Source organism: Streptomyces sp. NPDC045021 (assembly GCF_056432645.1).
This window is the reverse complement of the sequence record NZ_JBWKIQ010000025.1, coordinates 1-14,607: the sequence shown is the minus strand read 5'-3', so window position 1 is coordinate 14,607 and position 14,607 is coordinate 1. Positions and strand designations below refer to the sequence as shown.

Below are 14,607 nucleotides of genomic sequence, written 5' to 3'. Positions count from 1 at the left end.
TCGCCGCGGAGTCGGGACGTACGGGCGCGGTCGGTCACCAGGCAACCGAGCTACCGAGTTACCGATCGGTGCTACTTGCCCGTATCTACCCCAATTCCCGTCGGGCCACCACCCCCCGCGCAGCAAGGGTCGGGAGCACGGGCGGCCCGCTCACCCGATCGGGTGAGCGACCAATCCGCCCCGCGTGCTGCTCCGAATGCCCTGTGTGAACACGAACCGGAAGCGCGAGCTGCCGCTCGGCGCGGTGAGCGGGGAAGTGACGGCTGCCGTCTCGCTCGCCGCCGCCGAGCTGGTGGCCGTCGCCGTCGGGCCGCAGGCCTCGCCGGTGACGGCGATCGGCGGGGCGGCGGTCGACGCGACTCCGGTCGAGGTCAGGGAGTGGGCGATCCGGCACTTCGGCACCTCCGACAAGCTGGTGCTGCAGCTGGGCATCGTGGCGACGCTGGCGCTCTTCGCCGCGGTCGTCGGGATGATCGCCGTGTACCACCGGCCGGCGGGGGTCGCCGGTGTGGCGGCCTTCGGTGCGGTCGGCGCGGTGGCGGCGGTCCGGCGGCCGGTGGGTGTGTGGACGGACGCGCTTCCCTCGCTCGTCGGCGCACTGGCCGGGGCGGCGGTGCTGTGGCTGCTGGCCGGCCGGATCCGCGGCCAGGGACCGCCGGTCCCGGACGGCGCCGGGAGTCCCTCCCCCGACCACCGCCGGGAGGTGCCCCCACCGGCGGGCGCCTTCGACCGGCGCGGGTTCCTGATCGCCGCGTCCGTGGCGGCCACGTTCTCCGCCGTCGGCGGCGCCGTCGGGCGGCGGTTGAACGCGACCGACGCCGCGGCTGTCGCGTCACGCGAATCCGTGAGACTGCCCGCCCCGCGGTCGGCGGCGGGACGGGTCCCCGCCGGGGCCGACCTCAAGATTCCCGGGATGCAGCCCTTCACGACGCCCAACCCGTCCTTCTACCGGGTGGACACCGCACTCACCGTTCCCCAGGTGGACGCCGGCAGCTGGCGGCTGCGGATCCATGGGAAGGGCGTCACCAAGCCGCTGGAGGTCGGCTACCAGGACATGCTGCGGCGCCCGCTGATCGAGCGGGACATCACCCTGACCTGCGTCTCCAACGAGGTCGGCGGACGTTACGTCGGCAACGCCCGGTGGATCGGGGTGCCGCTGGCCGCGCTCCTGAAGGAGGCCGGGGTCCGCCCGCCGTCCGCCGGCGGTCCGGCCGACCAGCTGGTGGCGCGCTCGGTGGACGGGATGACGCTCGGCAGCCCCGTCGAGACGGTGCTCGACGGCCGTGACGCGATGCTCGCGGTCGGAATGAACGGCGAGCCGCTGCCCTTCACCCACGGCTTCCCGGTCCGGATGGTCGTCCCCGGCCTCTACGGCTACGTGTCGGCCTGCAAGTGGCTGACCGACCTGGAACTGACCACCTTCGCCGACTTCGACGCCTACTGGGTCCGGCGCAGCTGGTCCGCGCAAGCCCCCGTCAAGACCTCGTCCCGGATCGACACACCCCGGCCCTTCGCCTCGTTGAAGGCGGGCCCGGTGCCCGTCGCGGGCGTCGCGTGGGCCCAGCACCGGGGCATCGACCGCACCGAGGTGCGGATCGACGGGGGTGCGTGGCTGGCCGCCAGGCCCGCCGCCGAGGACACCGCCGACACCTGGCGCCAGTGGTCCTACCTCTGGGACGCCAAGCCCGGCTCGCACCGTATCGAGGTCCGCGCGACGGACCGCACCGGCCGGACCCAGACCGGCGACCGGCAGGGCACCGTGCCCGACGGCTCGACGGGATGGCACTCGCTGGTGGTCACCGTGGAGTGAGCTCCGCGGACCCCCGCCGCCATCCCCACCAGCAACGACCCGGTCCCACCGGGAACCCTCACCAGGAGATCTGTCATGTACACAACCATTCGTATCCGCCGTGTCGCCCTCGCCTCGGCCGCCGCGGCCGTCCTCGCCGTCACCGCGTCCGCCTGTTCTGACAGCGGCTACGACCAGAGCAACGCCGCGAACAGCAACGCCGTCGCACCGGGCACCTCGTCCGGCGCCGGCGGCACGACGAACGCGTCCGCGCCCTTCGGCTACGCCTGCGCCGGCGTGCCCAAGGACGGCGCGGGAAGCTTCGCGGGCATGGCCAAGGACCCGGTGGCCACCGCCGCCTCGCACAACCCCGCGCTGTCCACCCTGGTCGCCGCGGTGACGCAGGCCGGTCTCGTCGACACCCTCAACAGCGCGCAGAACATCACGGTCTTCGCACCGACGAACGAGGCCTTCGCCAAGATCCCGAAGGCGGACCTGGACCAGGTGCTGGCGGACAAGGAGACTCTCACCAAGATCCTGACCTACCACGTTGTCGGCGAACCGCTGACCCCGAACCAGCTCAACAACGGTATGTTCCCCACGCTGGAGAAGCAGTCCCTGATGACCAAGGGTTCCGGCGAGTCGTACATGGTCAACGACACCGCCAACGTGGTCTGCGGCAACGTCAAGACCGCCAACGCCAACGTCTACATCGTCGACACCGTCCTGATGCCGCCGGTTTCCTGACCGAACGGCCAATCCGCCGGGGCCCCGGCTACGAACCAGTGGTGTGACAACCATTGCTCGGAGGTGCGCATGCGCGCGGTAGCCCAGCACAACGGTCCCGTGGCGCCCGGCCCCGGCAGCCTGGAGACCCTGCTCGAACGGGTCTCCAGGGGCGACCAGGAGGCGTTCAACAGCGTGTACTCGGCTGTCGCCGGTTCCGTTCTCGGGCTCGCCCACCGGGTGCTGCGCGATCCCGCGCAGTCCGAGGAGGTCACCCAGGAGGTCCTGATCGAGGTGTGGCGCAGCGCCGCCCGCTTCGACGCCGGACGCGGCAGCGCCATGGCCTGGATCATGACGCTCGCCCACCGCCGGGCGGTCGACCGGGTGCGCTCGGCGCAGGCCTCGGCCGACCGCGAACAACGGGCCGCGGTCCGCGACCACTCCCCCGCCTTCGACGAGGTGTCGGAGCACGTCGAGCGGCGGCTGGAGCGCGAGCAGGTGCGCCGCTGCCTGGGGACGCTGACCGAGCTCCAGCGTGAATCGGTGAACCTCGCCTACTACCGCGGGTACACCTACCGTGAAACCGCCGATGTGCTGGGAACCGCGCTCGGCACCGTCAAGACCCGTCTGCGGGACGGGCTCATCCGACTGCGGGACTGCTTGGGGGTGACGTCGTGACCGACTCCGCCGATCTGCACACACTGACCGGCGCCTACGCGCTGGACGCCCTCTCCCCGGCGGAGGCGGCGGAGTTCGCCCGGCATCTCGCCGAATGCCCCGCCTGCGCGCAGGAGGTACGCGAGCTGCGGGAGACCGCGACCCGGCTGGCCTTCGCGGTGGCGCAGGTGCCGCCGCCGGGGCTGCGGGATCGCGTCATGTGGGCGCTGCCCGAGGTACGGCAACTGCCGCCGCTGGTCGTCGAACCGGTCGTCGTGCCGATGCGGAGCTCGCGGTGGCGGCAGCGGCTGCCGTATTTGGCCGCCGCTGCCTGTCTGGCCCTGGCCGCGGGCGCGGGCGTCTGGGCCGTGCAGGCGCAGCGCGACGCCGACCGGGCGCGGGACGGCAACGTCCAGGCGGAGCAGCGCGCCTCCGACCTGGAGACGCTGATGGCGGCGCCCGACGCCACGCTGCGAACGGGCTCGATGCGGGGCGGCGGCGGGGCGACCGTGGTCTCCTCCCAGCGGCTCGGCCGGACGGCGTTCGTCTACCACGACCTGCCGCCGCTGGCCCCTTCGCAGGTCTACCAGCTCTGGTACAGCGAGAACGGCTCGATGATCCCGGCCGGTCTCGTCACGCCGGGCCGCACGGACGGCACGCAGCTCCTGGCGGGCGGCCCGAGCGGTGTCGACGGGGTCGGGGTGACGGTGGAGCCGGCCGGCGGTTCGCGGACCCCGTCGGGTCCGCCGGTCATGGTCGTACCAATCGACTCCTGACCGGCACGCGAAAGCGGCCCGGATCCGCGGGTGGAACCGGATCCGGGCAGGAAAAACCGGCCGGGGCGCACCGCACATGCGCCCCGGCCGGTGGAGGGTGGTCCGTCGGTCTAGAGGTCCAGGCCGGTCAGGACGAGGACCCGCTCGTAGGTGTAGTCGGCCATGGCGTACGAGACGCCCTCACGGCCGACACCGGAGTCCTTCACGCCGCCGTACGGCATCTGGTCCGCGCGGTACGAGGGAGCGTCGCCGATGATCACGCCGCCGACCTCCAGCTCGCGGTGGGCGCGGAAGGCAGTCTGCAGATCGTGCGTGAACACACCGGTCTGCAGGCCGTAGTTCGAGTCGTTGACGGCCGCGAACGCCTCGTCCGCGCCGTCGACCTTCTGCAGCGACAGGACCGGGCCGAAGACCTCCGCGGTGGCGAGGATCGCGTCCGCGGGGATCTCGGTGAGCACCGTCGGGGCGTACGAGGCGCCGTCGCGGGTGCCGCCGGTGAGCAGCTTGGCGCCCTTCGCGACCGCGTCGTCCACCCAGGACTCGACGCGCTTCGCGGCGTTCTCGTCGACCAGCGGGCCCACGTCGGTGGCGTCGTCGGACGGGTCACCGGTGACCTGGGCCGCGACCTTGGCGACGACCTTCTCGGCGAGCACGTCGAAGACGGACGCGTCGGCGATCACCCGCTGCACCGAGATGCAGGACTGGCCGCCCTGGTAGTTGGCGAAGGTGGCGATACGGGTGGCCGCCCACTCCAGGTCCTCCTCGGAGGACCAGTCGGCGAGCACCACCGCCGCGGCGTTGCCGCCCAGTTCGAGGGTGGTGTGCTTGCGCGGCACCGAATCCATGATCTGGTAGCCGACCTTGTCGGAACCGGTGAAGGAGATCACCGGCAGGCGCTTGTCCTGCACCAGGGCCGGCATCCGGTCGTTGGGGACCGGAAGGACGCTCCAGGAGCCGGCCGGCAGGTCGGTCTCGGCGAGGATCTCGCCCAGCACCAGGGCCGACAGCGGGGTCGCGGGGGCCGGCTTGAGGATGATCGGCGCGCCGACCGCGATCGCCGGGGCGACCTTGTGGGCGACGAGGTTCAGCGGGAAGTTGAAGGGCGCGATGCCGAGCACGGAACCGCGCGGGAAGCGCCGGGTCAGCGCGAGCCGGCCGACGCCGCCGGCGTCGGTGTCCAGCCGCTGCGCCTCGCCGCTGTTGAAGCGGCGGGCCTCCTCGGACGCCCAGCGGAACACCGACACGGCGCGGCCGACCTCGCCGCGGGCCCACTTGATCGGCTTGCCGTTCTCGGCCGTGATCAGCCGGGCGATCTCCTCGGTGCGCTCCGCGAGCCGCCGGGCGACGAGGTCGAGCGCGGCGGACCGGACGTGGGCCGGGGTCGCGGCGAACTCGGCCTGCACGGCCTCGGCGGCCGCGACGGCCTCTTCGACCTGGGCCTCGGTGGGAACGCTGACCGTGCCGACGACCCGGCCGTCCCACGAGTTGGTGACGTCGAAGCTGTCCTCGCCGGTCGCCTTGCGGCCGGCGAGCCAGAATGCGGTGGGGGTGCTCACAGCGGCCCGGCCCTTCCGATGGGGTGGTGATCGATCACGTGCATCCACGGTAGGCCGGGGAGGGCGCGGGGACGTTTGTCCACTGCGGAGTACCTGTCGGGCCGGATACTCCGTTGTGTCACTCGCCCGGCGGCACGGTCTTCATCGCCAGCCACAGCTCCATCCGGACGTCCGGGTCGTCCAGCGAGCGGCCGAGGATCTCCTCCACCCGGCGCATGCGGTAGCGCAGGGTGTGCCGGTGGACGCCGAGGTCGGAGGCGGCCGCGTCCCACTGGCCGTGCCGCGAGAGCCACGCCTGGAGGGAGGCGACGAGGTCGCCGCGGCTGGTCGCGTCGTGCTCGCGCAGCGGGCGCAGCAGCCCCTCGGCGAACGCCCGGACGGCATCGTCCGAGAGCAGCGGGAGAACCGATCCTGCACCGACCTCGCCGTGCTCGACCAGGTTGCGGCCGCGCCGCAGCGCGACGGCCAGCGCCCGTTCGGCCTGCCGGTGGGCGTCCGGCAGCTCCGCCACCGGGACCGCCGCGGACAGCCCGGCGGCCAGCGTGTCGTCCGCCTCCGCGAAATCGGTGCAGGCGCCGAGCACGGCGGAGCCGTCCGCGGCGAGCACCACCAGCCGGGGGCCCTCGCGTACGGCGATGACCGGCTCACCCGAGCGGGCGCCGGCGGCCTCGGCGCGTTCGGCCAGCAGCGCCACCGAGTCCAGCGCCACCACCGGGCGGCCGGTACGGGCGGCCGGCTTGGCCGGCAGCTCGGCCGGTTCCACGACGAGCAGCCGCACCGGCCGCGTCAGCAGGTCTCCGTAGAGCTGGCCCGCGACGGTACGGGCATGCTCGCTCTCCCCCGCGAGCAGCATCCGCAGCAGGGCCGCGGCGAGCCGCTGCTCGGTGTCCTGGAGCGCCCGGGACTGCTCCAGGGAGAGCGTGAGCAGGGCGACGGCGGCGTGCACGACATAGCGGGCGGGGGTGTCGAGGCGCTCCTCGGTGCCGACGGCGAGAAAGCCGCGCGCCCGGCGCGCGGTGCCCAGCGACTGCAGCTCGACGCGGTCCTCGGTGCCCGCGGGACCCGCCACGGCCGCGCTGGCCGGCGCGGGTTTGTCCCGCAGCCGGTCGATCTCGCCGGCCAGCCGGGCGGCGCGGCGGCCCGCCCACTCGGGGGCGGCGGCGAGCACCGCACCGGAGGCGTCGTAGAGCGCGGCCCAGCCGTTGAGGTGGTGCGCGAGCCGGCCGAGCAGCGCGGAGGTGCCGTCCGGGGCGAGGGCCGCCCGGGTCAGGTCGCGCTGCGCCTCGAACCCGGCGGTGACGGCCTGGTACTGGTCGGCCGCGACCGCCGCGGAGACGGCCTTGCTGATCGCGATGAACGGCGTACGGCGCGGCACTTCGAGCAGCGGCAGGTCCAGCTCCGCCGCGGCGTCCACCAGCGCGGGCGGCACCGCGTCGTGCCCCACCCCGACACCGAAGCCCAGCCCGACCACCCCGGCGTCCGCCAGCCGCCGCACGTAGCCGCGCAGGCTCTCCGGGTCGTCGACGGCCAGCTTGAGCCCGGTGGTGAGCAGCAGCTCGCCACCCTCGAGATACGGTCCCGGGTCGTCCAGCTCGCTGGTGTGCACCCAGCGCACGGTGGCGTCGAGCCGGTCGCCGCCGGCGAGGACCACGAGCTTGAGCGCCGAGTGGTGGACGAGAGAGGCGAGGGTGAGGGGCATGACGCGCTGTCGCCTCCGGCGGGGGGCTTCCGGCGGCGCCGGCGGGGTCGCGATGACCCGCCGGGCCAGGAGGCCCAAAGGACTGAAGGTTTTGGCCGACCGGTAGTGGTGACCGGTTCCGATTCTGCCTCACCGTCCAGATCCCGGCATCAGCCGTCGGAGATCAGGCGTCGGCATCAGGCGTCGGCATCAGCCGCGGAGGTCGACCAGTATCGGCGGGGCGTGCTCGCCGTCGGTGGCGGTGAGCGAGACGACGGCGTGCCCGGCCGGCACCGAATGCGCGAGCTCGGAGGCGGACCAGCGCTCGCGCTCGACGCGGCGGACGGTGACCGACTCGGTGGTGACCGCCTCTCCGGTGAACAGCCGCCGCACCCCGCGGTTGAGGCGTCGCAGCAGACCGCCGGACTGGTCGGGCGTGCGTGTCACGTCCCGGGTCTCCACCCAGGTGGTGCCCCAGGCCTCGGCGAACCGCTTGCCGTCCCAGGTGGTGATCCCGGACAGCGCCATCCGGCAGCCGACCGCGCCGAGCAGCGCGGTGCGCAGCGCCTCGGGGACGTCGTCGAGCGTCCGCAGCGCCAGCACGGCCCCGGCGTTGGCGGAGCGCAGCCGCTGCAGTCCGCGCACCGACTCGCCGGTGATGGTGTGCGCGGCGTCGTCGAGAACCAGGCAGGCGAAGAGCGACCGGTCGCGGCGGCCGGTGACCGCGGCGGTGAACTGGGCGAGTACGAGCCGGGCGAGGATCCGTGACGCCTCGGCGTGGCCGCGCTCCGGCAGGTCGATGCGGACCCGCAGCGCGTGCTCCAGGGTGTGCATGGAGAACGGCCGGGTGCGGCCGGTGACGTCGAAGAACCCGGCGAAGGCCGGCCGGTCGAGCAGCGCGATCCGGTCGGCGAGCAGGGTGCCGATGTCGTCGGGCCGCTCCGCCTGCCGCTGCCGTGCCTCCAGTTCGCGGACCGGGCCCGGCTCCCCGGCCAGGTCCAGCGCGCCGCGCAGCGCGGCGAAGGCGTGCGGGATGCCGTCGAGCAGCTCGCGCAGCTCGGTGACTGCGGGGAAGCGCCCGTGGGCGGCGCGGTACGGGCCGAGCAGCTGGGAGAGTGCGGTGGCGGCCCGCCGGATGTCGGCCTCGTGGGTGGGGCCGTCGTCGATGAGCGCCTCGGCGAGGGTGCTGCCGGCCGCGTCCGGGTCGGGGCTGCCGCCGTACAGGTCCAGGTCGTAGCGCGAGGCGGGGTCGCCGAGCGAGATGACGACGTCGAAGGCGTCCGCCGGTCCCAGGTCGGTGCCGGCGGAGCCGACGGCGATGACCGCGGCGGTGCCGGACAGCGCCTGCAGGCAGAGCGACTCGACGACGGGGCGGACCAGCTGCCGGGTCTTGCCGGAGCCGGGCGGGCCGACGGCGAGCAGACCGGTGCCGAGCAGCGACGGGTCGAGCGCCAGCCCCGCACCGCGGTGCTGGTACGGATTGCGGTCGTCGGCGGGTGCCAGGCCGATCCGCACCTGGCCGCCGAGCAGATCGTGCGTCGCCGAGCGGAACGGCAGGTCGCGCGCGCCGGAGGGGTGCAGGCAGGCCGCGGCGCCCTGCCGCAGCACGGTGTCGGCGAAGGCGTCGATCCGTCGCGGCTCCGCCCGCACCGACGTCCAGGCGCGCTGGATCCGCGTGTAGTCGACATCGTTCATCCGCCCGCCGCGGATCTCGGCCGCGAGCCGGTCGGCGAGCGCGTGCTGCCCGGCCGCCCGCAGTTCGGGCCACTGGACGGGGTCGTCCTCGACGGGCTGACCGTCGGGCCGTACCCCGGTCGGCGCCGGCTCGTCCCACAGCCGGCTCAGGGCGGGCGCGGCGTACCGGCGCCAGACCTCCGGCCAGTGACCGGCCCGGCCGAAGACATAGGCCAGCAGGCCGACCCAGATCAGGTAGTAGGTGTTGGAGACGACCGTGTAGGCGACGCGGTCGCCGGTGTAGGCCCAGTCGTCCGGGATGAGCCAGAACATCGGCTTGAGCCAGAGGCTGCCGAAGTAGTTCCAGAGCAGCGACCAGACCAGCAGCCCGCACAGCAGCGCCAGCAGCGCGCCGCCGATCAGCCGCCGCCCGGCGAGCCGGCCCGGATCCTCCGGCGGGCGGGGTACGTGCCCGTAGCCGAAGATCCCCGGGGCGTCGTGGTGGCGCGGGGTGCGCAGCCAGGTCTCCAGCGCCGACACCGGTGGCGCCTGCGGCAGCGGCGGCATCGGTGGCGGGCCCGCCGGCCTCGGTACCGGCGGGGTCGCGGGCGCGGCCTTCCGGAATCCCTGCGTACCCTCGATATCCACTTTCGGCCGCCCCTCAGCCTCGTCGCCAGCGACGGAACTCAATGTAGTGGAGCGGACACCGGACCATAAGGATCATGGCACTTCGCGAGGCGCGGGTGCCGAAATCGCCTGCCAGGACTACGGTCTGCCGGGAAGCGGACTGTCCGCCGTGTCGAATGGCCACCCGCCACTGCGCCCTATCGGAGTAAGCGGGTCCGCGCGGCCCCCGCTTAGCCTGCGGGAAAAGCCCGTGGACATATAAGAGGAGTACGCCCGCCATGACCGAACTGTCCCAGGAGCGCCGGCTCGTCACCTCGATCCCCGGCCCGAAGTCGCAGGAGCTGATGGCCCGCAAGGTCGCGGCGGTCCCCAGCGGAATCGGCGTCACTCTCCCCGTCTTCGTGACGCGCGCCGGCGGCGGCGTGCTCGAGGACGTGGACGGCAACTCGCTCATCGACTTCGGCTCCGGCATCGCGGTGACCTCGGTCGGCAACAGCGCCGAGGCCGTGGTGCGGCGGGCGACCGCGCAGCTCGCGGACTTCACCCACACCTGTTTCATGGTGACCCCGTACGAGGGGTATGTGGAGGTTGCCGAGCAGCTCAACGAGCTGACCCCGGGCGACCACGAGAAGCGCACCGCGCTGTTCAACTCCGGTGCTGAGGCCGTCGAGAACGCGGTGAAGATCGCCCGCTCGTACACCAAGCGCACCGCGGTCGTCGTCTTCGACCACGGCTACCACGGCCGCACCAACCTGACGATGGCGCTCACCGCCAAGAACATGCCGTACAAGGAGGGCTTCGGGCCGTTCGCGCCCGAGGTCTACCGCGTGCCGCTCGCCTACGGCTACCGCTGGCTGACCGGCGCCGAGAACTGCGCCGAGGAGGCCGCGGCCCAGGCGATCGACATGATCACCAAGCAGGTCGGCGCCGAGAACGTGGCCGCGATCGTGATCGAGCCGATCGCGGGCGAGGGCGGCTTCATCGAGCCGGCCAAGGGCTTCCTGCCGAAGATCGCCGAGTTCGCGAAGGCCAACGGCATCGTGTTCGTCGCGGACGAGATCCAGACCGGCTTCTGCCGCACCGGCCAGTGGTTCGCCTGTGACGACGAGGGCGTCGTCCCGGACCTGATCACCACCGCCAAGGGCATCGCGGGCGGCCTGCCGCTCGCCGCCGTCACGGGCCGCGCCGAGATCATGGACGCCGCCCACGCGGGCGGCCTCGGCGGCACCTACGGCGGCAACCCGGTGGCGTGCGCCGCGGCGCTCGGCGCGATCGAGACGATGAAGGAGCTCGACCTCAACGCCAGGGCGCGGCGCATCGAGGAGGTCATGAAGGGCCGCCTGCACGCGATGCAGGAGAAGTTCGACATCATTGGCGAGGTTCGCGGCCGCGGCGGCATGATCGCCGTCGAGCTCGTGGAGCCGGGCACCAAGACCCCGAACGCCGCGGCGACCGCCGCGCTGGCGAAGGCCTGCCACGCCGAGGGCCTGGTCGTTCTGACCTGCGGCACCTACGGCAACGTGTTGCGTTTCCTGCCGCCGCTGGTCATCGGCGAGGATCTGCTGAACGAGGGTCTCGACATCATCGAGGAGGCCCTCGCCCGGGTGTGACTCCGGGTGTAACTCTGGGTAAGGGGGCGGCATCGGTGAAGAAGGTGTGCGGGCCTGATGGCGGAGGGGTAATCGCTCTCCCGGCGGCCTCGCCGGTGACGTACGGTTTCCGCAGATACACCGCACCATCCCGCTCGTGGGTGACCACGGGCGACACCGCGTCGACGACCCCCCATTGTCGGCACGGCAGTGCCCTCGCGCACGACAGCGCCGGAACGAAGCGTTCCGGCACTCTTCGCCGATCGATCGACCGCTCGTCCCAAACCCCCCGGGACGAGCGGCACGGAGATCGCCCTGGCCGCCTCGGAACTCTCCCCCCTGTTCCGGGGCGGCCGACTTTTGTCCTGACCCTGGTCCCGACCCTGATCCTGGCCGTCAGCCTGCTGCTCTTCGCGCTGATCACCTGTCAGGTCGTCGCCGGGGGCCCGTTGGTCGACGCCGACTGGTGGCTGCTCCGACGCTTTCAGCACGCGGCCGCGCGGCACCCCGGCCCGCACGGCATCGGGCAGTTCTTCTGCGACCTCGGCAACGCGTCGATCGCGGTCCCGCTCCTCGCCGCCGCCGTCGGCGGCACCGCGTGGCAGGGCCGCCGGGCGGGGCTGCCACGGTGGTGGGCGCGCCCACTGGCCGCGGCCCTGGCCATGGCGGCCGTCCCGCTGATCGTCAGTGTCATCAAGACGGTCGTCGCCCGCCCCTCCCCCGGTCACCGCCATCTCGGCCCCGGCTCCTACCCCGGCTTCTTCCCGTCCGGGCACACCGCGTCATCGGCGGTCGCCATCGGCGCCGCCGCGCTCCTCGTCCTGCCCCTCGTCCGGAGCACGACGCTGCGACGGCTGCTCGCCGCCGCGGCCGCGCTGGTGGTGGCCGCCGTCGGGGTGTCCCTGGTGTGGTGCGGGTACCACTGGCCGCTGGACGTCCTGGGCAGCTGGTGCCTGACCGCCGCGCTGCTGTCGGGGGTGGCGATGACCCGGGCCGGGTCGACCGACAGCAACGCCGGGCAGGCCCGGAGTACGGACCTGCCCGGCGATGTCGGTGAGGGTGAAGGTGACGCTGAAGGGGTCAGCTGTTCGTCGGGAAGCCCAGGTTGATGCCGCCGTGGCTCGGGTCCAACCAGCGCTGCGTCACCGCCTTGCCGCGGGTGAAGAACTTGACGCCGTCCTCGCCGTAGGCGTGCGTGTCGCCGAAGAGCGAGCTCTTCCAGCCGCCGAAGGAGTAGTAGGCCACCGGGACCGGGATCGGGACGTTGATGCCGACCATGCCGACCTCGACCTCGTACTGGAAGCGCCGGGCGGCGCCACCGTCGTTGGTGAAGATCGCGGTGCCGTTGCCGTACGGGCTGCTGTTGATGAGCTCCAGGCCCTCGTCGTACGAGGTGACGCGCACGACGGACAGCACCGGGCCGAAGATCTCGTCGTCGTACACGGACATGCCCGGCTTGACGTTGTCGAAGATCGTCGGGCCGAGCCAGAAGCCGTCGGCGATGCCCTCGCCCGAGATCGGGTGCTTGCGGCCGTCGACGGTGAGGGTGGCGCCGTCGGCGATGCCCGAGTCGAGGTACGAGGTGACCTTGTCGCGGTGCACGCCGGTGACCAGCGGGCCCATCTCGGAGTCGCCGTTGCAGCCGGGGCCGACCTTCAGACCGGCGATCCGCTCCTTGATCTTCTCGACGAGCTCGTCACCGACCGGGTCGACGGCGACGAGGACGGAGATGGCCATGCAGCGCTCGCCGGCCGCGCCGAACCCGGCGTTGACGGCGGCGTCGGCCGCGAGGTCGAGGTCCGCGTCGGGCAGCACCAGCATGTGGTTCTTGGCGCCGCCGAGGGCCTGCACCCGCTTGCCGTAGCTGGTGCCGGTCTCGTAGACGTACCGGGCGATCGGCGTGGAGCCGACGAACGAGACGGCCTTGATGTCGGGGTGTTCCAGCAGGCGGTCGACGGAGACCTTGTCACCGTGCACGACGTTGAAGACGCCGTGCGGCAGACCGGCCTCCTTCCACAGCCCCGCGATGAAGTTGGCGGCCGAGGGGTCCTTCTCCGAGGGCTTGAGGACCACCGTGTTGCCCGCGGCGATGGCGATGGGGAAGAACCACATCGGCACCATGGCCGGGAAGTTGAACGGGGAGATGATCGCCACCGGGCCGAGCGGCTGGCGGATCGAGTAGACGTCGACACCGGAGGAGGCCTGCTCGGTGAAGCCGCCCTTGGACAGCTGCGGGATGCCGCACGCGTACTCGACGACCTCGATACCGCGGGCGATCTCGCCCAGCGCGTCCGAGTGCACCTTGCCGTGCTCGGAGACGATGATCGCGGCGAGCTCGTCGCGGTGGGAGTTGATCAGTTCGCGGAACGCGAAGAGCACCTGGGTGCGCTTGGCGACCGAGGCGCTGCGCCAGCCGGGGAACGCCTCGACGGCGGCGCTGACGGCCTGGTCGACCTCACCGATCGACGCGAAGTCCACCTGTCCGGTGACCGCCCCGGTGGCCGGGTCGTACACATCGCCGCGCCGCTCCGCGGTGCCGGTCCATGCCTGGCCGGCGATCCAGTGGGTGATGTTCTTGGTGGACACGGGGGGACCCTTCTCTCGTAAGCCTGCCACCAGTCTTGCGAGGGCGTGGCGGGGCGTACAAGCAGCAACGTGTCGGCGGCGCGTCGCGGGGCCTTACAGATCGTCGGACGGCCGGTGTCCGCGGAAGGGTTCCGGGACGATTCCGGGGGGAATCGAGGGGAATCCGGGAAGAGCTCGGTGGTTCAGCCGTTCCCCGCGAGCTGCGCGACGGCCTCGTGCATCGCCAGTTCCAGAATCACCGGATCGGTGAGGTGCCCGGTTCCGTCGGGCGGGATGAGCCAGCGGACGCCGCCGGTGGCCCGTCCGGGGTAGGGGACGACGATCCAGGTGCCGCGGCCCGCGCTGCGCACGCCGGTGGCGATCCAGCGGGCGGCCGTTCCGGGGGGCACGAAGAACCCCATACGGGAGTCCCCGAAGTCGGACAGGACCGGCCCCGGCCGGTCGACGAGCCGGGTGAGCACGTCCAGCGTCGGATAGCCCAGCTCCCCCGTCAGGATCAGAACGTCCCAGAGCCTGCCGGCGGGCAGCAACGTCACCCCGAGGGGGTTGCGTTCCCAGTCCCACCGGCAGGCCTCCGGATCGGGTGCCGCGGATACCAGCCATTCGACCGCACTCTTCGCACCGGCGCTGCCCATGCCGGTCCCTCCGTCCCGTGGAGCTGTTACTGCTGTCACGGAAGAGAGGGCCGGAAGCGCGAATCATTACGCGGGTTCTGCTACCGATTGGTAGTGAGGCAGCTCGCGGGTTCCGGGCGGGGGTGCGCCTGGAGGGCGCGGGGCGCACGTGACGGGTTCCCGGCCGGACAGGCCCATCGGTATGACAGGCCTTTCGGTATGAGAGGCCCTTCGGTATGACAGGCCTAGTGAGCCGGTCCGGAGATCCTGGCGCAGTAGTGGCAGATCCGGTCGATGATCTGGTCTGCGGTCTTGGTCCACTTGAAGGGCCGGGC

General features: G+C 72.6%; 11 protein-coding genes. 6 read left to right on the top strand and 5 right to left on the bottom strand.

What is annotated here, in order from left to right:
- Positions 1–196: 196 nt before the first annotated feature.
- From AC07DC_RS40285 to AC07DC_RS40270, 4 genes are all read left to right on the top strand, one after another.
- Positions 197–1,810, top strand: a complete 1,614-nt coding sequence (locus AC07DC_RS40285) for a molybdopterin-dependent oxidoreductase (RefSeq protein ID WP_478919871.1) — start codon at positions 197–199, stop codon at positions 1,808–1,810.
- A 75-nt stretch (positions 1,811–1,885) separates the two neighbouring features.
- Positions 1,886–2,536, top strand: coding sequence for a fasciclin domain-containing protein (locus tag AC07DC_RS40280; protein WP_478919870.1), 651 nt, complete (start codon positions 1,886–1,888; stop codon positions 2,534–2,536).
- 69 nt (positions 2,537–2,605) lie between these two features.
- The gene (locus AC07DC_RS40275; protein WP_478919869.1) at positions 2,606–3,193 is read left to right on the top strand and encodes a sigma-70 family RNA polymerase sigma factor; all 588 of its coding nucleotides are present in this window, start codon (positions 2,606–2,608) and stop codon (positions 3,191–3,193) included.
- The gene (locus AC07DC_RS40270; protein ID WP_478919868.1) at positions 3,190–3,948 is read left to right on the top strand and encodes an anti-sigma factor; all 759 of its coding nucleotides are present in this window, start codon (positions 3,190–3,192) and stop codon (positions 3,946–3,948) included. Before AC07DC_RS40275 ends, AC07DC_RS40270 begins: the two co-directional genes overlap by 4 nt.
- A 110-nt stretch (positions 3,949–4,058) precedes the next feature.
- Here AC07DC_RS40270 and AC07DC_RS40265 read toward each other — a convergent pair whose 3' ends face one another.
- The 3 genes from AC07DC_RS40265 to AC07DC_RS40255 form a co-directional block, all read right to left on the bottom strand.
- Entirely contained in the window at positions 4,059–5,504 is a 1,446-nt protein-coding gene (locus AC07DC_RS40265; RefSeq protein ID WP_478919866.1) for an aldehyde dehydrogenase family protein, read from the bottom strand.
- A gap of 118 nt (positions 5,505–5,622) precedes the next feature.
- Positions 5,623–7,203, bottom strand: a complete 1,581-nt coding sequence (locus AC07DC_RS40260; RefSeq protein WP_478919865.1) for a PucR family transcriptional regulator — start codon at positions 7,201–7,203, stop codon at positions 5,623–5,625.
- A gap of 189 nt (positions 7,204–7,392) precedes the next feature.
- Positions 7,393–9,504, bottom strand: a complete 2,112-nt coding sequence (locus AC07DC_RS40255; RefSeq protein ID WP_478919864.1) for a type IV secretory system conjugative DNA transfer family protein — start codon at positions 9,502–9,504, stop codon at positions 7,393–7,395.
- A 257-nt stretch (positions 9,505–9,761) separates the two neighbouring features.
- On the opposite strand from AC07DC_RS40255, the gene gabT reads away from it, so the two are divergent.
- Positions 9,762–11,093: a 4-aminobutyrate--2-oxoglutarate transaminase gene (gene gabT / locus AC07DC_RS40250; RefSeq protein ID WP_478919863.1), complete on the top strand. Its 1,332-nt coding sequence runs from the start codon at positions 9,762–9,764 to the stop codon at positions 11,091–11,093.
- Between the two features lie 140 nt (positions 11,094–11,233).
- Entirely contained in the window at positions 11,234–12,181 is a 948-nt protein-coding gene (locus AC07DC_RS40245; RefSeq protein WP_478919862.1) for a phosphatase PAP2 family protein, read from the top strand.
- On the opposite strand, the gene AC07DC_RS40240 is transcribed toward AC07DC_RS40245, so the two are convergent.
- Complete coding sequence (locus AC07DC_RS40240) at positions 12,153–13,658, bottom strand: CoA-acylating methylmalonate-semialdehyde dehydrogenase (RefSeq protein ID WP_478919861.1); 1,506 nt, start codon at positions 13,656–13,658, stop codon at positions 12,153–12,155. The two genes, AC07DC_RS40245 and AC07DC_RS40240, sit on opposite strands and share 29 nt — an antisense overlap.
- Before the next feature lie 182 nt (positions 13,659–13,840).
- The gene (locus AC07DC_RS40235) at positions 13,841–14,293 is read right to left on the bottom strand and encodes a hypothetical protein (RefSeq protein ID WP_478919860.1); all 453 of its coding nucleotides are present in this window, start codon (positions 14,291–14,293) and stop codon (positions 13,841–13,843) included.
- Positions 14,294–14,607 lie beyond the last annotated feature (314 nt).

Bases quoted from the DNA above. Each gene is read 5' to 3' on its own strand.
- AC07DC_RS40260 (WP_478919865.1), bottom strand. From the start codon at position 7,203: ATGCCCCTCACCCTCGCCTCTCTCGTCCACCACTCGGCGCTCAAGCTC.
- AC07DC_RS40235 (WP_478919860.1), bottom strand. From the start codon at position 14,293: ATGGGCAGCGCCGGTGCGAAGAGTGCGGTCGAATGGCTGGTATCCGCG.
- AC07DC_RS40280 (WP_478919870.1), top strand. From the start codon at position 1,886: ATGTACACAACCATTCGTATCCGCCGTGTCGCCCTCGCCTCGGCCGCC.
- gabT (WP_478919863.1), top strand. From the start codon at position 9,762: ATGACCGAACTGTCCCAGGAGCGCCGGCTCGTCACCTCGATCCCCGGC.
- AC07DC_RS40285 (WP_478919871.1), top strand. From the start codon at position 197: ATGCCCTGTGTGAACACGAACCGGAAGCGCGAGCTGCCGCTCGGCGCG.
- AC07DC_RS40275 (WP_478919869.1), top strand. From the start codon at position 2,606: ATGCGCGCGGTAGCCCAGCACAACGGTCCCGTGGCGCCCGGCCCCGGC.